General features: G+C 48.1%; 12 protein-coding genes. 6 read left to right on the forward strand and 6 right to left on the reverse strand.

Going from position 1 to position 20474, the window contains the following annotated elements; translation table 11 throughout:
* Window positions 1-260 precede the first annotated feature (260 nt).
* The 5 genes from ABJO30_13835 to ABJO30_13855 all read left to right on the forward strand — a co-directional run bounded on the left by ABJO30_13835 (window position 261) and on the right by ABJO30_13855 (window position 13593).
* Entirely contained in the window at window positions 261-7922 is a 7662-nt protein-coding gene (locus tag ABJO30_13835; GenBank protein MEP3233902.1) for a type I polyketide synthase, read from the forward strand.
* 36 nt (window positions 7923-7958) lie between these two features.
* Complete coding sequence (locus ABJO30_13840; GenBank protein MEP3233903.1) at window positions 7959-9329, forward strand: aminotransferase class I/II-fold pyridoxal phosphate-dependent enzyme; 1371 nt, start codon at window positions 7959-7961, stop codon at window positions 9327-9329.
* A gap of 242 nt (window positions 9330-9571) precedes the next feature.
* Window positions 9572-11170, forward strand: a complete 1599-nt coding sequence (locus tag ABJO30_13845; GenBank protein MEP3233904.1) for an isocitrate lyase — start codon at window positions 9572-9574, stop codon at window positions 11168-11170.
* A 166-nt stretch (window positions 11171-11336) separates the two neighbouring features.
* Window positions 11337-12404: a nitronate monooxygenase gene (locus ABJO30_13850; GenBank protein MEP3233905.1), complete on the forward strand. Its 1068-nt coding sequence runs from the start codon at window positions 11337-11339 to the stop codon at window positions 12402-12404.
* Window positions 12405-12474: 70 nt separating this feature from the next.
* The gene (locus ABJO30_13855) at window positions 12475-13593 is read left to right on the forward strand and encodes a CapA family protein (protein MEP3233906.1); all 1119 of its coding nucleotides are present in this window, start codon (window positions 12475-12477) and stop codon (window positions 13591-13593) included.
* 77 nt (window positions 13594-13670) lie between these two features.
* Here the strand turns inward: ABJO30_13855 and ABJO30_13860 are convergent, their stop codons facing one another.
* On the reverse strand, window positions 13671-14345 hold the full coding sequence (locus ABJO30_13860) for a L,D-transpeptidase (GenBank protein ID MEP3233907.1): 675 nt from the start codon (window positions 14343-14345) through the stop codon (window positions 13671-13673).
* 598 nt (window positions 14346-14943) lie between these two features.
* Here ABJO30_13860 and ABJO30_13865 point away from each other — a divergent pair.
* Entirely contained in the window at window positions 14944-15453 is a 510-nt protein-coding gene (locus ABJO30_13865) for a GNAT family N-acetyltransferase (protein ID MEP3233908.1), read from the forward strand.
* A 38-nt stretch (window positions 15454-15491) separates the two neighbouring features.
* Here the strand turns inward: ABJO30_13865 and typA are convergent, their stop codons facing one another.
* The 5 genes from typA to ABJO30_13890 form a co-directional block, all read right to left on the reverse strand.
* Window positions 15492-17315, reverse strand: coding sequence for a translational GTPase TypA (typA, locus tag ABJO30_13870; protein ID MEP3233909.1), 1824 nt, complete (start codon window positions 17313-17315; stop codon window positions 15492-15494).
* A gap of 120 nt (window positions 17316-17435) precedes the next feature.
* The gene (locus ABJO30_13875) at window positions 17436-18770 is read right to left on the reverse strand and encodes a TAXI family TRAP transporter solute-binding subunit (protein ID MEP3233910.1); all 1335 of its coding nucleotides are present in this window, start codon (window positions 18768-18770) and stop codon (window positions 17436-17438) included.
* Window positions 18771-19046: 276 nt separating this feature from the next.
* Complete coding sequence (locus ABJO30_13880) at window positions 19047-19733, reverse strand: GNAT family N-acetyltransferase (protein MEP3233911.1); 687 nt, start codon at window positions 19731-19733, stop codon at window positions 19047-19049.
* A 124-nt stretch (window positions 19734-19857) separates the two neighbouring features.
* A complete protein-coding gene (rpmA, locus tag ABJO30_13885; protein MEP3233912.1) occupies window positions 19858-20127 on the reverse strand; it encodes a 50S ribosomal protein L27 in 270 nt (89 codons plus the stop codon).
* Window positions 20128-20138: 11 nt separating this feature from the next.
* The coding region (locus ABJO30_13890) for a hypothetical protein (protein MEP3233913.1) at window positions 20139-20474 on the reverse strand (336 nt) is incomplete at its 5' end.

A 20474-nucleotide genomic window follows, 5' to 3' on the forward strand; every position in this document is an offset into this window, starting at 1 on the left:
AGTTCGACGTGCGTTTTGTTCCGCTTAATTAATGAAGTGTGTCCAGTTTAACACATTGGTCTAATATTGCTTAAACTGTTGTGTCAGCTCGTTTACATAATTTCATTTAAGGTGAATCAATTGATAATATATACTCAAATAGTAGGCTTTGTGGCTTGTTGTGCTTGATTTTTTTGGGTATCGGTTGCTCAAACTCGACGCTAGTTTTATAACATCGTTTTATCGCTCGCCAATTATGAATAGTTTGGGACAATAGTTTAGTGACTTGCAAACCTAAGGGTGATGAAATGCTTGGTTCAAGCGATCCTAATTCTGCCGTAAAAATTGGCGTCATGGGCGTGGGCTGTCGGCTGCCTGGATCCGCTAATTATACTGAATTTAAAGACCTTTTGCTGAATGGTGTCTGTGCAGTCAGTGAGATCCCAGATGACCGTTTTGTGAAAGCGCGCTGGTGGCACCCAAAAGCAGGTCGAGCAGGCAAGGCCTACACTTTTGCAGCGGGCGTGATTGATGATATTTGGGATTTTGATCCTGCTCCTTTCGGCATTTCGCCCCGCGAAGCAACGCAAATGGACCCGCAGCAACGATTGATTTTGGAAGTTGTTTGGGAAGCTATTGAAGACGCTGGTATCGCTCATACGCAGCTGGCTGGTCATAAAGTTGGCGTTTATGTAGGGGCTGCTTCGACGGATTATAGAGATCACTTCCTATTTGATCCGGCAACCGTCGACCCTTATTTGATGACGGGTAATACGTTATCATTGGTCTCAAACCGTATTTCTTATATTTTTGACCTTCAAGGACCAAGCTTTACCGTTGATACGGCTTGTTCGTCTTCTCTTGTCGCCTTGGATAGTGCTGTTGAGGCGTTGCGATCAGGTGAGATTGATACGGCAATTGTTGGCGGCGTAAATGCGCTTCTTAGTCCTTTTGCTTTTGGTGGATTTTGTGCCGCAGGTATGTTGTCTCATCAAGGTCTATGTCGAGCATTTGATGCGGATGGCGCGGGATATGTGCGGGCTGAAGGTGCGGCCGCTGTGGTTTTGCAACGACAAGATGTGGCCTCATCAGCTGTAAAAATGCCGCGAATGCGTGCCGAGATCATTGCTGCTGGCATCAACAGTGATGGTAAAACGGTTGGGGTGTCACTGCCTTCTGAGAAAACTCAAGGTGCTTTGCTCGCAAAGTTGTACAGTGAGGCTAAGATTGATCCGAATGATTTGGCTTTTGTTGAGGCGCACGGAACGGGAACCCGTGTTGGTGATCCAGCAGAAGCAACCGCGATTGGCCAGCAAATTGCCAAACACCGCGATGAACCTCTTCTCATTGGTTCGGTTAAATCAAACATTGGCCATTTGGAGCCTGGGGCGGGTATTGCTGGCCTGCTTAAGGCGATTGCGGCCTTCGAAATGGGCGTGCTGCCCGCTTCGTTGCATTTTGAAACGCCGAACCCTGATATTCCTTTTGCAGACCTCAATATTGAGGTCAACACGAAAAACACACCACTTCGTAAGTCCAAAGAGCCGCTTTATGCAGGTGTAAGTACATTTGGTTTCGGTGGAACAAATGCTCATGCTATCATTCGTGATGTTGAGCGGGCAGACGTTGTTTCAGCGACTGAGCAAAAAGGTGGGCTTCTAACGCTCAGTGCTCATGGTGATGTAGCATTGCGTTCATTGGCCAGCCGTTATGCCGCCTACTTGGGCGATCACCCAGATTCAAATATCGATGTCTTAGCGCAAAATATTGAGCGTCAACGGGCCCATTTGCCAAATATGGTCGCGGTGCGCGGCAGCTCGCCTGCCGCGATTGGCGAGGCGCTATCAGCGTTTTCAGCAGGCGATGACCTAAATGTTGTGACACAGAGTGCAAGTCTTGCTTCTGGCAAGGCCGAGCAGGAAAATCGTGAAGTCGCTTTTGTCTTTACTGGCAATGGTGCTCAGTTTGCAGGGATGGGGCGTGCGGAATATGACAACAATTCTGCTTTTCGTCAGCATTTTGACCGCATAAGCGTGATTGCTGAGCCAGTTTTTGGTTGGTCAGCTTCTGAAATGCTGACGGCCAAAGACCTTGGTGAAAAGCTGGAATCTACTGCCATTGCGCAGCCATTGTTATTCGTTCTTCAAATGGCAATTGTTGCATGTCTCTCTAAGCTTGGGCTTTCCCCGAAAGTTAGTTACGGGCACTCAGTGGGTGAAGTCGCCGCTGCCACATGTGCAGGTGGTTTGACGCTTGAACAGGGTATTCAAGTGATCCACGCTCGCTCTCAAATGCAAGAAACAACCCGTGGCCAAGGCAAAATGGCTGCTGGCGGAATTTCGGTGGAAGACGCTGCTCCAATTTTGGCAGATATCCGAAGCAAGGGTCTCCTTATTGAGGTTGCTGCAATCAATGGACCTAATGCGATTACGGTTTCTGGTTCACAAGAAGCTATTGAAATGTTTGCCCGCACCATCAAAAGCAAAGAGTTGCCAGCGAAAGTGCTTGATCTTGATTATGGATTCCATAGCCCGCTGATGGACTCGATTGAGAGCGGGATCTTAAAGAAGCTCGATGGTTTGACGCCTACAAAGAGCGACCATATCTATGTCTCTACAGTGACTGGTAAGGCGTTAGATGCTGCGACTTTGGATCCTGATTATTGGTGGCAGAACATACGCAAACCTGTGTTGTTTCAAAGTGCCAGCGAAGCGGCTTTTGACCTTGGGTGCCGCATTTTTATTGAAGTTGGACCGCGTTCTTTATTCCGTTCTAATTTGAATGAGACCTTGCGTGAACAATCTGAAACAATTTCAGCTCTTGAAACGTTGAAGCAGCCGATTACCAGAAATGTGATTGCAGCTGAGAGAACGTCTGACGATGGCAGACACCTCGAACTTGCTGCTCTATCAGCGTTTGCTGCTGGGGCGACGCGTCCTAAACTTGATATGAGCGATGTTGCGCATTTAGAGCTGCCGAAATATCCGTGGCAAAAACGTAGTTTCCGTGCAGATGATTCCAGCGAGTCTCTCGCAAGAAGTAGTGGTTTTGACAATTATCATTGCCTACTTGGTTTCTCTCCTCATGCGGATGCCCCGTATTGGCGTAACCACATTGACGGCCATAACATCCCGATGTTTCGCGATCATAAAGTTGATGGCAAGATCATTGTGCCGGGTGCTGGTTATGTTGAGATGATGTTGGCGGCTGCCTCGGAATATTTTGAGACAGATAAGATCGAAATTCGCGACATGGACATCATGCGTGCGATAGAGCTTTCTGATGATCAGCTTATGGAAACCCATACTGAGATATCGCCAGACAGCTCAAGTGTACGTATCTATTCACGCTCGCGACTTTCTGAGGATGAATGGGCGCTAAATACGAGTGCTCGGATTGCTAAAATACCGAGTGCTGAATTTGAAATTGAAGAAATTTCAACGCCGCCAAGCGGGACGATTTTAGCTGAAGCTGACACTTTATATCCGTTGGCAAAGACATATGGACTTGATTACGGGCCAACCTTTGAGCGCGCCGATGCCGTTTATTTTGAGGATGATGATACGATCTCAGTATCATTTTCAGCCGCGGAAGAAGGGGCTGAATTAGGTCCTTATGGTTTAAATTTGCTGCTTAATCCGACTGATTTGGATGTTGCATTCCACGGTTTGGTAGCGCTGTATCAAGAGCTTGAAGACAAAGAAATTAAGCGTGGCTATATTCCGATCAGGTTTGGCAAGCTACGCCTTTTCAAGGCTTATGAACGTGCCGCTTTCGCTCGGATTGCGATAAACAGCTTCACCACGCGAAGCATTGCCGCAGATTTCAAGCTTTATAACGCTGATGGTGTTTTGATCGCCTCGTTGCAAGACGCTCGCTTTAGAGCGGCATCGTTGGTTAAGCGCCAAAAACTCGCGCAGTATACCTATCATTTTTCTGAGCGCCGCCATCCGCATCCAACAGAGTGGAGCGTTGTGCAAGGGCCTCAAACCAAAATTGCACCAATTGCACCACTGGGTGATAACTTTTTAGATGGTGAATGGATTGGAAGTGAACCGCGTTTGCTGCTTGAAGCTGCCGCGCAACGGATTGCCTTTGATGCTGCTTTTGCTTTGGCTGATAATGGAAAACTATCCTTTCAATCGTTACTAGAACGCGGGAAACTTAGCCCCGATGATGAAACGAGATTATGGGCATTTCTAACTGTGTTGGAGAATGCCGGATTTGCAGAATCGAGACCTAAAGCCGGAATATGGCAAATCCCTGAAGAAATTGAGCTTCCTGATGCGCAGGCCATTTTAAGTACGGTTATAAGTTCCTACCCAGATTGGGCTGCTGAGTGTGTCATGCTTTCACACATTGCAAGCCATGTAGAACGCGACGGCGTCGCGAGCGTTGAGGGAGCCTCTGCTTTTGAGGGTGCCACGCTTGAGCAGTATTATTCTTCCAGTCCTGAAATGGTCGATCATATCGATACTATTTCAGCCTTTGCGCTTGAAGCGATTAAGCAACTGCCTGACGATCGTCCGGTTCGAATTTTAGAGGTTGGCAGTTCTGCTGGTGGCCTATCTCGACGTTTGCTGTCTTTGTTGGAGGGGACAAATTGGAGTTTGGTTTGTGTCAGTTCCAACCGGCGTGCCAACGGCTTGTTCTCACTTACGACCACTGACACTGCTCAGGTTGACGTGTTGGATGTGGATGCGTTCTTGTTGGAATGTGATGATATGGCGCCGTTTGACTTGGTCATATCGGCAAATGGATTGAGCATAGAACCTGACCTGGAGCGTTTGTTGCGGGCTGCTTGCCGTAAGATGAACGCAGATGGCCGTTTCATTATATCTGAATCCGTACCATCCAATCTGAATGAAGTTATGTTCTCTTTTGAAGAGGGTTGGTTTGCCAGAACAGTTAGTTCTGAATTCCCTCTTTCAAGGCAACGGACTGCTGAAGAATGGGATCATTTCCTATCTGGGTTTGGCCTTGGAGCTATTACTGTTTACTCATCTGATGACGATAGTTTGCCAGGAATTGTAGTTCAGGCGAATGCATCTAACCGAGTGGATATTCGCGATAATCTTGTTTCAATGAACAAGAGTGATGAAAAAGATGGCCAAGAAGCGCCGGAGACTTTTGTTAATGTCGTCCTTGGTTCTAAGTCCTTTTCTGAGGATTGTGGCGAGCTATTAGCCAGTTCAAAAGGCAGCCAGTATTTCACGCTTGATAGCGAAAACAACAGAATTTTAGATGAAATTGTTGACGTTACCTTGTCGGCCAATGATGCAGTTCGTGTTGTTGATCTAACTGGTTTTGCAAGTTCTACAAAGACATCTGATCCGCAAGCCGAGCTTGAAGCTCATGTTTGTCGGTTAAATGATCTTTTAAAGCGATGTTCCGATCGTATCGATGAAATCGTTGTCGTGGCTCCCGGCGGGATGCGCGGACTTTATAATTTAGGCGCAACAAATCCTGTTCAAACTGGCTTGTGGACCTATTTGAGAACGGTGCGCAATGAATATCCTGATGTTGCGGTTAAAACCGTGGATATGGATGAGGCTCTTGCAACAGACGATTTTCTCAAATTGCTCACACAGCATTTGTTGCATAGATCCGTTTGGTCAGAGGCCATCATCTCTCAAGACTACTGCATGGAGTTGATCGCTCAAACAGGCTTCCCATCCGTCAAAAAGTTGAATGAAGAAATAGACACATCTCAACTTATGAGCACGTTAGCCTTTGAAGATTTGTCAGGTGTCGATGAATTAGACTGGGTATTAGTCGAGAAGCCGGAGCCGTCAACCAATGAGGTGCAAGTCGAAGTTTCTGCAACAGGACTGAATTTCCGTGATGTTATGTGGACCCTTGGAATTTTGCCCGATGAAGCGTTGGAAGACGGCTTTGCTGGGGCAACATTAGGTTTTGAATGTGCGGGTCGTATTAGCGCTGTGGGTGAAGGCGTCGCTGATTTCAAAATTGGTGATCCGGTGCTTGCTCTGGGTCCAGCTTGTTTTTCATCGCATGTTACATTCGACGCTTTAAGTGTCGTACCCTTGCCTGAGGGCATTGATCCAGTTGCCGCAGCTTCTATTCCGGTTGCTTTTTTGACCGCTTATTATGCGCTTCACGATCTGGCACGATTGGAGCAAGATGAGTGGGTATTGATTCAAGGCGGAGCAGGTGGTGTTGGTCTTGCTGCCATTCAAATTGCACAATGGCGCGGCGCTAAAATCATTGCAACGGCTGGTACCGATGAGAAGCGTGACCTATTGAGAACGCTGGGTGTCGAGCATGTTTTCGACAGTCGCTCTCTGGATTTTGTCGATCAGGTGATGGCCTTGACAGGTGAAGGCATCGACTGCGTCTTGAACTCTTTGTTCGGCGAAGCAATGGAACGCGGTATCGAATTGCTGAAACCGTTTGGCCGCTTCCTTGAATTGGGTAAGCGAGACTATTACGGCAATACCAAGATTGGATTGCGTCCATTCCGCCGTAATATTAGTTATTTTGGCATAGATGCGGACCAACTTCTTGCGCAAAAGCCCAAAATTGCCAAACGCCTTTTTGCAGAATTGATGGCACTGTTTGAAGAAGAAGTTTTCTCTCCCTTGCCGCATAGACGTTTTGAGGGGCGTGAGATTGTTGATGCGTTCCGTCTCATGCAAAAGTCAGGGCATATTGGTAAAATTGTTGTCGAACCGACGTCGCCAACTGAATTAGGTTTTCAAACCCAGCTACAAGACGTCGCGCTCTCTAACGATGGCCATTATGTGATCATCGGAGGCTTGGGTGGTTTTGGTCTTGAAGTTGCTCGTTGGCTTGCTGATCACGGTGTTCGTCATATCTCGTTGATGGGTAGAAGTGGTGTGGTCAATGAGGAGCAAGCGGCCGTTATAGCGGACTTTGCCAATCAAGGCGTCGCCATTCAGCCGATCGCTTGTGATGCTGCTGACAAAGGGGCTCTTTCTGCCGCACTGGATGGCTTGCGATCTGACAGGCCTATTAAGGGCATTATTCATGCCGCAATGGTGCTGCGCGATGGTTTAATTACCAATATGAGCGATACTGATGTCGCAGATGTTTTAACACCCAAAGTACGCGGTGCATTCAACGTTGACCAACTGACGCGAGATGATCCGTTGGATACATTTGTGTTGTTCTCATCCATCACCACTTTCATCGGCAACCCTGGCCAGGCAAACTATGTCGCGGCGAATGGCTACTTAGAAGGCCTCGCACGCCAACGTCGTATAGCTGGCCTGCCAGCTCTAGCCGTCGGTTGGGGCGCGATCAGCGATGTGGGCTATTTGGCACGAAACGAAGACGTGAAAGAGGCAATTTCTACGCGAACGGGAACCCAGCAATTTACAGCTGATCAAGCGCTCAATGCATTAAGTCGTTTGATGGCTATGGATAATGGTTCGATGGCGAGTGCTGTATTAAGTGTTGCGCCGATGGATTGGGAGATTGCAAAAGGTGGCTTGGAAATTCTCGATACGCCGAGCTATGTCACCATGAAGCGACGAGCAAGTCTTTCTTCGCAAGGTGCGAGCGAGAGCTTTGATCTGGCGGCATTGGTTGAGGGCAAAACAATGCCAGAGGCGCGGGCTCTTGTATCTGGTTTACTTGCAAAAGAAGTCAGTGCGGTGCTAAGAACGCCTGTAGAAGATATTAATGTGAAACGTCCCTTGACCGATTTAGGAATGGATTCTTTAATGGGTGTAGAGTTGCGAATGAGTGCTCAACAAAAATTAGGGGTAGATATTCCATTAGCATCGATAGCGAATGGCGTATCTATAGATGATATTTCGTCGAAAATAATTGAAAAATTGGTTGGAAAACAAGATATTAGTTTAAATCATACTAGTGAATTAGCGTCTGTATATTTAGACGACGGTGCTTATGAGCAAGAAATTAGTTCATTTGATAAATTATCGCGCGATGAATAATGCAAATGTGTTGCTCTTTTAGATGGAATATTGGTGGTGAGTAAGAAATCACGCAGTGGAATGTCAGCTGACTTGAAAAACCAGCTGGTCGCAAGAATGAAGAAGAAAACGACAATGACGCCTCGCGTTGTTGCCGCGCCCGTTCGCGAGCGCCTTCCCCATTTTGACGCGGGGCTAACGGATTTTTCTAAACATCCAGACTATGAGCAAATTCAGTTGCAAACTCTGTTTGCTGATCACACTCAAATGCGCTCACCCTATTTCCGTGATCACAACAGCAGAGCCGGTGCTGTTTCTGAAATTGATGATCAGGCGGTTGTTAATTTTGGGTCTTATGACTATTTGGGCCTTAATCACTTAGAGAGTGTTGGTAAGGCCGCGCAAACTGCGATTGATGTTTATGGAACAAGTGTTTCAGCCAGTCGTGTGGTTGCTGGCGAACGCGGGTTTCACCGTGATCTTGAAAAACAAATTGCCGAAGTTTACGAAACTGATGATGCAATCACTTATGTGAGCGGCCATGCTACGAATGTGAGCACGATTGCCACGCTCTTAGGCCCGGGCGACTTGGTCTTGCATGATGCATGGGCGCATAACAGTGTGAAAGAGGGCGCTAAGCTCTCAGGCGCCACTATTCGTAACTTTGCTCACAATGATCCAGAAGCTCTTGAGACAATTTTGAAAAGCTCTCGCCATCAGTATGCGCGGGTTTTGATTGTCATTGAAGGCCTCTATTCAATGGATGGTGATACGTCTGATCTCGCAGAATTCGTTGAAATTAAAAAGCGCTATCAAGCATGGCTTATGGTTGATGAGGCTCATAGTTTAGGCGTTCTGGGTGAAACGGGCCGTGGCATTGCGGAAGAGCAAAATGTTCCTTTCAGTGATGTTGATATCTGGATGGGTACGATGAGCAAGACACTTGCTTCATGCGGTGGATATATCGCGGGCTGTCGTCAACTCATCACACTATTGAAATTTAAGGCACCGGGATTTGTTTATTCTGTTGGGCTGTCAGCACCCGCTGCTGCGGCGGCTATGGAATCTCTGAGAATAATGAAAACCCAGCCACAACGGGTTAAAAAGCTTCGTGAGATCAGCGCTTTTGCATTCAATGCTGCCAAAGAGGCAGGTATTGATACCGGAGTGAGTGAAGGCTACGCAGTGATCCCGATCATGATCCGTGATGCCATTAAAGCAGTTGTTGTCGGTGAAGCGATGCTTTCACGCGGCTACAATATGCTGCCGATAATTTATCCAGCTGTTCCCATGAAGGAATCGCGGCTGAGGCTTTTCATTACTGCTGAGCATACGAGAGAGCAGATTCAAGGCGCGATTGAAGCGCTTAAAGAAGAGATTGCTAAGGTTTCGGGTAGCACCAATAAAGCAGACGCCTCGCAAGCTTGAAGACTGCTTTCTAGCCCCTTTATTTTGTAAATTTATTTACAATTGCACAAACGTGATTTGTGCGAACAAAACAACTGAACACGAATTCCCTCTAACTAGCCGGAATTACTAGTGTTTTAAGCGCATCAACCCTGTACGTTCCATTTTAATCTTGCTGTGACAAGCTGGCCCCCGTTAATTCGCGCTTGCATTTGTCATGGCTTGTAAATTTTACACATCCAAAAGAAATGGAAGGATGCCTTATGAGTTACACAAGTGAAATAGATGCTGCACAAACAATAATATCATCAAATGGAGCACCTTGGAGTGCCATTACTGCGGAAAATGTTGCGCGTATGCGGTTGCAAAACCGTTTTAAAACCGGATTAGACATTGCTCGTTATACCGCTGACATTATGCGTCGTGATATGGATGCCTATGATGCAGATCCATCCAAATACACCCAATCTCTTGGTTGTTGGCATGGGTTTATCGGTCAGCAAAAGATGATTTCAATCAAGAAGCATTTTGAAACAACTGATCGTTCTTATCTCTATCTCTCTGGTTGGATGATTGCGGCGCTGCGTTCCGAATTTGGCCCGCTCCCTGATCAATCAATGCATGAGAAGACATCTGTTCCGGCACTCATCGAAGAGCTCTACACTTTTCTTCGTCAAGCAGATGCCCGTGAATTGGGTGGGATGTTCCGTGATTTGGATAAGGCACGCTCAGCAGGGGATGCTGCTAAAACGGCGGAGCTTACTCAGCAAATTGACAATCATCAAACGCATGTTGTGCCAATTATCGCGGATATTGATGCTGGCTTTGGTAATGCAGAAGCGACCTATCTTCTGGCTAAAAAGCTGATTGAAGCGGGTGCTTGTTGCTTGCAGATCGAAAACCAAGTGTCAGACGAAAAACAGTGTGGCCACCAAGACGGTAAAGTGACAGTTCCCCATGAGGATTTCCTCGGTAAAGTTCGCGCAATCCGCTACGCCTTCTTAGAGCTTGGCGTTGATAACGGCATCATCGTGACCCGCACGGATTCTCTCGGTGCTGGCTTGACCAAGCAGATCGCTGTTTCTCACGAGCCAGGCGATTTGGGTGACCAGTATAATTCATTCCTTGATTGTGAAGAAATTGCGCCAGAAAATATGAAGAATGGCGATGTTGTTTTGAACCGTGATGGGAAGCTTTTGCGTCCTAAACGTCTCGCGTCAAACCTATTCCAGTTCCGTGAAGGCACGGGTGAAGCGCGCTGTGTGCTTGATAGTATTACATCGCTTCAAAATGGTGCTGATCTGCTTTGGATTGAAACGGAAAAACCACATATTGGTCAGATCAAAGGCATGGTTGATGCGGTTCGTGAAGTGATCCCGAATGCGAAGCTTGTTTATAATAACTCACCAAGCTTCAACTGGACACTCAATTTCCGTCAGCAGGTTTTTGATGTATGGGCAGAAGCAGGCAAAGACGTGTCAGCCTATGACCGTGCGCGCTTGATGGCAGTTGAATATGATGACACAGAGCTTTCAAAAGAAGCCGATGAACGTATTCGTACCTTCCAAGCAGATTCGTCCCGTGAAGCAGGCATCTTCCACCATCTCATCACATTGCCGACCTATCACACGGCAGCCCTTTCAACCGATAATCTTGCAAAAGAATACTTCGGTGACCAAGGCATGTTGGGTTATGTGGCTGGCGTTCAACGTAAGGAAATCCGCGAGGGTATTGCCTGCGTTAAACACCAAAATATGGCTGGGTCAGATATGGGTGATGATCACAAAGAATACTTCTCAGGTGATGCGGCACTTAAAGCTGCTGGTGAAGACAACACAATGAACCAGTTTGCAGCGGCCTAGCGGCCTTGTGGAGAACCAATTTGTTACGGCCTAACGGCCTCGCAATTTGGCGATAATCATTTCGCAGCGGCGAAACTGTAGATTCTCCAGTCTACTAACTTTAAGAGGCAAGCTTCGGTTTGCCTCTTTTTTTGTTACTGTCATGCGAATCAAGAGGGAACTTGTGATGACCGTCAAAGATCGCGTTGCTCATTTTTGTGAGGCGTATAGTTTGGAAGTGCCAATACTGATGGCGCCGATGGCAGGTGCTTGCCCTGTTGAACTTGCGGCTGCAGTCGCGCGTGGTGGCGGCATGGGCGCTTGTGGTGCGTTGATGATGGAACCTCAAGCGATTTCCCAATGGGCACGCGGGCTACGGTCAAAAACCAATGGTTCGTTTCAGATGAACCTATGGATACCAGACCCTGAGCCTAAACGTGATGCGCAAGCCGAAGCAGAGGTTCGCACTTTCTTGGCGAACTGGGGGCCTGAAGTGCCTGCAGAGGCAGCAGACGGTTCCATGCCAAATTTTAATGCGCAGTGTGATGCTTTGCTGGCGGCAGGGCCAACGGTGATTTCTTCCATTATGGGACTTTACCCACCAGCTTTCGTTGGACAGATGAAAGAGCAAGGCATTCGCTGGTTTGCCACTGTTACAACAGTTGAAGAAGCGATGGCGGCGGAGGCGGCGGGTGCTGATGTTATCGTCGCGCAAGGGGCTGAGGCTGGAGGACACCGTGGAGCCTTTCATGCAGAGGATGCAATCCATAAAGCGGTAGGTTTGTTTGCGCTCTTGCCAGCTGTTGTTGATAGCGTCGCTATTCCCGTGGTTGCAACAGGCGGCATTGCGGATGCACGCGGCATTGCGGCGGCTTTAACCTTGGGTGCTTCTGCTGTTCAAATGGGAACGGGTTTTTTGCTGACCCCAGAAGCAGACCTCAATAGCGCGTGGGCGGATGGGCTGCAAAATGCCAAGCCAGAAGATACCTGCGTAACACGGGCCTTTTCAGGTAGAGCAGGGCGCAGCTTGGCGAGCGATTATGTGAAGGCGATGAATGATGTGTCGGCTCCAACGCCTGCACCCTACCCAATTCAGCGAAACCTCACAGCTGCAATGCGGGCGCGTGCTGCAGCTGAAAATGATGCGGGCAGATTACAAACCTGGGCCGGTCAATCCGCGGGCCTTGCTTCAGCCGAGCAAGCAAGCGAATTAACTCGTCGCTTATGGGATGAAGCCCAACACTTGATTGTGTGACTTTCCCCTTGTCTCTTTGAGCGAATCTGCAACTCTGTTGCTAGATTATATCGACCGTTTGTGAGGGCTTATGCGGATTTTTGGTGGTCTTTTGGTGACAGCCTGTTTGATGGGGCCTGTTCAAGCGCTGGAGTTTCAAAACGCTTGTAAAGGCGGCAAGCAGATTGTTATCGGTGCTGTTGGTGATTTTTTGCTGCATGCTGCGATGCAGGACAAGGCCTATAAAAGCTCTGGCGGATATAAGGCTCTGTGGCCAGATGTCATTCCATTTATGAAAGCCCCTGCCGTTATGTATGGCAATCTTGAAAGCCCAACGGCAAAAGGGGTGGCTCTTGGTGGGAAGAAAGCACGAGACCCAGGCCGTAAATTTGATGGCAAGGTCTATTCAGGCTTTCCAAAGTTTAATGCGCACCCAACCGTTTTAAAAGACATGAAGGCAAGTGGCGTCGATATCGTTTCAACCGCTAACAATCATTCTATGGACCGCGGGCCTCTTGGGGTTGAACGCACCATTGACGCGTTGAACAAGGCAAAACTCGCCTTTACGGGGACGCGTAAAAAGAAAGGTCAGGCATTTCACACCATCACCACGGGTGGTGGTTTTAAGATTGCTTGGATTTCCTGTACCCGCGATACAAATGGACTGCCAGATCCGAGAGGCCAAGTGAACCGGTGCTATGGCAATGGCGTATCAAGCACCATTCAAGCGCTTAAAGGCAGCACAGATGCGGTTATCGTAACGCCGCATTGGGGTGTCGAATATAGCCTCTCGACAAATGACAAACAGCGCTCCTTTGCGCGCCGGTGGCTTGATGATGGAGCAACTGCGATTTTAGGTGCGCACCCCCATGTGCCGCAGCCTTGGGAGAAATATCAAACCAAAGATGGGCGTGAAGGTTTTATCATCTATTCGCTTGGCAACTTTATTGCGGCTCAATCGGCAATTGAGAAGAAGACCAGCATGCTGCTTTATCTCGGCCTTTCAAAGTCGGATGGCAAAACATGGGTGAATGGTGTGCGTTATCTTCCTCTTTATATGCAGCACTTCCCGCACAAGGTTGTGCCAACAGGTTATCCAGGACAACGCAAAAAGGGACATGATGCGTCGCTCGCGATCTTATCGAAGATGTATGGCTTGGAGCGCATGGTGCGCTCAGGTCAGCGCATTAATACGAATTTTGAATGCTAGAATTATAAAGCTTTCAATTGCAGACACAAAAAACCCGGCTCAAGGCCGGGTTTTTAAATTCTATATGCAAAGTCTGATTATGATTTCACAACGATGCGGGCGCCAACGCTTGTGCGCTCATAGAGATCAGCAATGTCTTGGTTCCACAAACGGATGCAACCGCTTGAGAGTGACTTACCAATACTCTTTGGATTGTTTGTGCCATGTAGACGATACAATGTATCGCGGCCACCACGGTAGATGTAGAGCGCGCGCGCACCAAGTGGGTTCGTCAAGCTTGGCGGCATGCCTTTAGCCCATTTGCGAAGCTCAGGTTCACGACGGATCATTGCTGCTGGTGGTGTCCATGTTGGCCATTGGCGTTTGAAGCCAACTTTGGCAGAACCAGACCATGCAAAGCCAGCACGACCAACGCCCACGCCGTAGCGAATAGCTTTGCCGTTAGCTTCGATAAAGTACAAGAAGTGGTTTTTAGGTTCGACAACAATAGTACCTGGACGGTACTTTGATTTGTAATCAACGCGCTGGCGAAGAAACTTAGGGTCAACACCGTCAAGATTGATCGCAGGTAGCGGGAAGCGCTCACTTGGTTTCGCGGCGTATGCCAATGCATGGTAGCGGCGAGAGCCGAAGGTTGCAGGGCCTGATGCAGTCGTTGTTTGGCAGCCAGCTAGAGCTGCTACAGAAGCTAGACTACCACCCGCGAAAACGCGGCGGGAGATTTTAGTGTTTTTATCTTGTGACTCATGCATTGTCATATCAATCCATCTATTTCGAAATGATGTTTTGGCCCAGCGACCACCCAATTTAACTCCAGCAGACAATTGCTCTTTATGGTAAACAAAACGTCTACAAAAACGCTCAACTTTGAAGTACTTTGATTTCGTTGCGGCTAAGTGACAGCCCATATAGCCGATTAAACTGGTTAATGGGTACGATTTTAGCCATTGTTAGACAATCATTGGTTTTATGCAGTTTGTGGTTGTTTTGTGTGTGTTGCCTAATTGTCGCATTGAGTTCACGCAACTTTCGGTTGTTATTTGCTGTATCTATAGATGTTGGATGGGGTCGAATCGAATGCGGTTGATCCGTGTTGACGATTTAAAAGGGTGCTTAAATCAACCTGATGACAGCAAAATTGGCTAAGAAATCACTCGCGATTGAACCGTAATAAAGTTCGAATGAGGTGACTTATCAACAGCTTACGGGCTTCATATTTCACCCTAATGCTGCGAATTATTCACAATAACGCGGCGTTTTATCGAAGGCGTTGGCCCGTTTGTTAACGAATAGTTAAATTTCTTGCTCAGAACCCTTTAGCTTCTCAATTGGCTGCGCTAGACTTTTGGGATGGAATTAGTCTCGATAGATACGCATAGAGCGAAATTACAAGAAGCACCCGAGGTCGCGCAGGTGCACCTCGAATCATGGCGAGCTGCCTATAGAGGGATTATTCCTCATGCGCAGTTAGAGCAAATGATTGCGCGGCGAGGCGATGGATGGTGGAACCGAGCGATTTCGCGTGGAACGCATGTTCTCGTGATTGAGTTTAATGGCGTTATTGCAGGATATGCCACAGTCGGTATCAATCGTGCGCGCACGCTTCCCTATGAGGGCGAAGTCTACGAACTTTATATGCGTCCTGAATACCAAGGTATTGGATTGGGTAAGCAGCTTTTCCAAAATGCACGTCGTGCGCTTTCAGAATACGGTTTGAAGAACAACGTTCTTTGGGTGCTTGCTGAAAACCAAAGCGCTTGTGAATTTTATGAGAGAATGGGTGGCGTTCTTGTTGCTCGTTCGACAGAGACCTTTGGCGACAAGACATTAAAAAAGCTGGCCTACGCTTGGGGCGTATAGACCAGCTTTCTTTTCAATCACATTATTGACCGCTTAGCTTAAACGGGTGCGACCTTGGCTTTTGCCGCACGCTTGCGCTCATGTGGGTCCAGGTACGCTTTGCGCAGACGGATAGACTGTGGTGTCACTTCAACCAACTCATCATCTGAGATGTAAGAAAGTGCCCGCTCCAATGTCATCTTCATTGGCGTGGTAAGCTTCACCGCTTCGTCTTTACCGGAAGAACGCACGTTAGAAAGCTGCTTGCCTTTAAGCACGTTTACTTCCAGGTCATTGCCGCGTGTGTGCTCGCCGATAATCATGCCTTCATAAACAGGCACGCCCGTTCCAATCATCATTGGGCCGCGATCTTCTAGGTTGAAGAGAGCGTAAGGGACGGATGTACCTTGACCGTTTGAAATCAGCACGCCTGTTTTACGCATTTCAATGTCGCCACGGTATGGCGCAAATTCATGGAAAACACGGTTGAAGATGGCAGTGCCACGTGTATCTGAAAGCAATTCAGGCTGATACCCAATGAGGCCACGCGTTGGAGCGTGGAACACTAGACGGGTACGGCCAACACCGGATGGCTTCATTTCAACCAAATCAGCACGGCGTTCTTGTAGCTTTTGCACAACCGCACCAGAGTGCTCTTCGTCAACGTCAATGATGACTTCTTCGATTGGCTCAATCAACGTGTCGTTTTCATCGCGTTGCAAGAGAACGCGTGGGCGACCAACTGTTAGTTCGAACCCTTCACGGCGCATTGTCTCAATCAGAATTGCGAGCAGCAATTCACCACGACCAGCAACTTCAAAGGAATCATTGTCGACACCTTCAGAGATTTTGATCGCAACATTGCCCTCAGCTTCTTTGTTAAGACGTTCGCGGATAACGCGACTTTGTACTTTGTCGCCTTCTTTGCCGGCAAGTGGGCCGTCGTTGATGCGGAAAGTCATAGAAAGAGTTGGTGGATCGATTGGCTGTGCTTCAATCGGTGTGTCGACAGAAGCATCACACAGCGTGTCTGCAACCGTTGCCTTTGTAAGACCCGCAATGGAGACGATGTCGCCTGCAACGCCGCCTTCAGCATCTGGCTCACGTGAAAGACCACGGAAAGAAAGCACTTGTGTCACGCGGCCGGTTTCAACAACTTCACCGTCGCGGTTTAAAGCTTTGATCGCTTGGTTTGGTTTGACTGAACCAGAGACGATACGGCCTGTCAAAATTCGGCCAAGGAAGTTATTGGCTTCAATGGTTGTTGCCAACATGCGGAAAGCACCGTCTTCGGTAACAGGTTCTGGCACATGCTCAACAATCTTATCAAGCAGTGGTCCAACACTGTCTTGCGAGCCATTTGGCTCTGCTGCCATCCAACCGTTTTTCGCTGAACCGTAAAGCACGTGAAAATCGAGTTGTTCTTCATTGGCATCAAGATTGGCGAAAAGGTCAAAGACTTCGTCGAGCACTTCGTCAGGACGACCATCTGGTTTATCGATTTTGTTGATCACAACAATCGGGCGAAGACCGAGCTTCAGCGCTTTTGCTAGAACAAACTTGGTTTGCGGCATTGGGCCTTCAGCGGCGTCAACCAGCAGCACCACACCATCGACCATGTGAAGAATGCGTTCTACTTCACCACCGAAGTCAGCGTGACCTGGTGTGTCTACGATGTTGATGCGGGTGTCTTGCCATTGCACGGATGTGACTTTGGCAAGAATAGTGATGCCACGCTCGCGCTCAAGATCGTTTGAGTCCATGGCGCGTTCTTCAACGCGTTCATTTTCGCGATAAACACCAGACTGTTTGAGGAGGACGTCGATTAGCGTGGTTTTACCATGGTCAACGTGCGCGATGATCGCGATGTTTCTAAGATCCATTTTGACTATACCTTGGGAGGAGATGACACCTGAGCCGCATTTAATTGACGGCAGGCTATATAAAGTTGCCTGCCCATATCACGGCGGCAATGGTGCGGCAAGTGCTGAGTTTTATTGAGGTTACTCTGCTGCTATCGAATTTGGCGTGCGATTGTCGGTTTCAGCGGGTAATTGGCTCATTCTGTCGTCGAGTTCACGCTCTGTCGTTTGCCATAAAAAAGCAAAGGATTGGAAGCCTTCATCGGAGACTTTATCAATGTCCAAAGCTTTTACAGCACGTTGGAGCATTTCTTTCAAAAGTACTTTGTGTGCATTTAATTCTTCAACGGTTTGGGCGGAAGATATGCTGTGGCTTAGTTGCAATATTTCATTATTGAAATGGTCTGCTCGATTTTTCTGCGTGGCAGAGAAGCGAGTTTTTAACGCAAATAAACTGGAAGAGAGCATTGCGAAGACTGTGACGAGCAAGGCAAGCGGCTCAGCATGTTCGACAACGAAACTGGGTTCATTACGCGTATAATAACGCTCTGCGCCTTCATGGAGTGGCATGCCAATACCATTTTCCAGTGATGGTTGAGTAATCCGGTTTGCGAGAGGAAAGCGGATCGATAAATCAAAACGGTTTTCAAACAAGATACGGGTTAGCTCTGATACATGGTCTGGGTTGGCGCTTGATTCTGCCACCAAGTAGCGAAGCACGGCGCCGGTTTTTAATCGACGACTTGGCAGCGGTGGCGATCCGTCAAAGGTGCCCTTTTCGATGTGAAAAGGCTGGATATAAGGGCGTTTAACCCCCATCGCTGGTGCTTGACCTATTGGTAACATTCGCAAATCTGGCGCGTTTACGCGCAGTTCAAATTCCTCAATTAATTTGAGCGTCGCATGATTACGGGTGGTTCCAACAAAAAACAGGGCGTCGACTTTGTCATTCAAAAGAGCATTCAATGCGTCCATTTCACCCATTGATGTCCACTCAACATTTTGAACAAACAAATCGTAGTGATCTCCAATCGTCCAGAAATATTCGAGTTCTGATGTGCCATGGGGTGGAAGAGCAAGGCGTTTGCCGTCTAAGTCTTTTATGCGGTAAATGCCCGTATCCGTGCGCGTGATGATTTGGAACACTTCTTCATACAGCGTTGCAATCAGTGATGTTTTTGGAATTGGTGGCGTGTTGGAAAGGACCGTTGTGAGTTGGACGCCCTCTTTGAGGCGGGTTGCTTCACCTTGAACGAGCGGGGGCGATGAAACGACTTTTAGTCGCATTTTCTCAGAGTTGCGTTCAACAACTTCTGCAATTTCCTGCATCAAAAAATAAGTTTCACCGTCGCGTGGACCTGCATCGACGGTAAGGGTGCCGATTTTTTGGTCTTCCAAATAGAAGTATAATAGCCCAAGCCCTGCTACGAGCACAGCAACGATAAAGAGCGTCAAAGCTTTATAAGAGCTGACCAATTCTCAATTTCCTCTTTCCCCCCGCCATAATAACTGCGTTATCTGGCTTTTATTCAGTAGGCAAACTAAGGCAATTTTTCACAATTAACAATGGCGATACACCAATAACAAAACTGATGAGGCTGCAAATTCTGACGCAGCGGCATTTTCAGTATTATTTCGACAACAGGGTTATGCCGTTTTGAAGCGCCTGCATGGTGATTTTACGATAGCAAAGGGAATGAAAAGAGGCTGCCTTTAATTGAGGGGCAACCTCTTGATTTTGAACGAAGTGATTTAGCGTTCGCCCCATGCATGCAGGCTTTCCCATGTGCTCTTGTTCAATCGATAATGGTCTATGGCGACCATGCCGTTGACGGCAAGGGACATGGCCATGCCACTATGAGTGAACTGGAAACCGCATTTTTCTAGCACCCGTTTTGATTGGTGATTGCTGGAACGTGCCGTGGCTGCAACGGCATTGATAGTTTCGTTTTTAAAGGCGAAATCAATGATGGCCTGGGTTGCTTCGGCGGCAATACCATTGCCCCAGAACGGTTCGCCCAGCCAATAGCCGACAACCACACGGTCGGTGTCTAAGTCGCATGGTCTATATCCGCATCCGCCAAGGAAATTGTCCTCAAAGCGATCTGTGACTGCGAATGTTTGTCGTCTGACTGATGGTTTCGCCAGAACCTCTGCCCAATGGGCTGCATCATCAAGGGTATAGGGGGAGGGCATCTGCCCAAGGTTTTTGGCGACATTTGGATTGTTGGCAAATTTTACGATGGCGGCATAATCGCGCTTATGGGGCGCGCGCAACGTCAATCGTTTCGTGCTGAGCACGACAGGTGCCGTTTTCACTGCTTTGTTCTGATGTGTCGGGGCTGAAGCTGTGTTGACCACCCCGCCCTGACTTATTTCGCCTGGTTGCCGTAGTTCGGGGGATAAGCCTTGTTCGTCATATTCATGTATTTCAACCATCGTGATCTCCATTGGTTTGGATAAAGAAAAGGGGAGAGTGGCGGTGGCCTCTCTCCCCTTTGGATCACAATGTGACTTTATCTCCGGGGGTTAAGACCACCGGAAATTTTGTTTCATCCGGTGTTTACTCTGCTGCTTCCATAAGCGGTGCCACAGAAATATACGTGCGACCATTCGCCTTGTTTTGGAAAATGACGTTGCCGGTTTCTTTTGCAAAAATTGTGTGGTCTTTGCCCATGCCGACATTGTCGCCTGGATGCCACTTCGTGCCGCGTTGACGCGCAATGATGTTGCCTGGAATGACGAGCTCGCCACCAAACTTTTTAATGCCAAGACGACGACCAGCTGAGTCGCGACCGTTACGGGATGAACCGCCTGCTTTTTTATGAGCCATTTATCAGTCTCCTACTTAGCAGCTTTTGCAAGCTCTGCAGCTTGGTCTAGCCAGTTGTCACGTTCGATGCGGCCTTTGAATGAAAGAGCATCGTCTACTTTTGCAATGTCGTCAGCAGTGAATGCTGCAACTTGCGCGAATTTTGTAATGCCGAGTGCATGTAGCTTTTTCTCAAGCACTGGTCCAACACCTGAAATTTCTTTCAAATCATCTGGCTCACCATCTTGAGCGGCAAACAATGCGCCTGCTGCAACGGCACCCGCTGCTGCGGCAGCTTTAGGCGCTGCTTTTGCTGCTGGCTTTTCAGCTGGCTTCGCATCGGCTTTCTTTGGTGCAGCTTTCTTAGC

This window comes from Hyphomicrobiales bacterium, assembly GCA_039973685.1.
Classification (GTDB): domain Bacteria; phylum Pseudomonadota; class Alphaproteobacteria; order Rhizobiales; family JACESI01; genus JACESI01.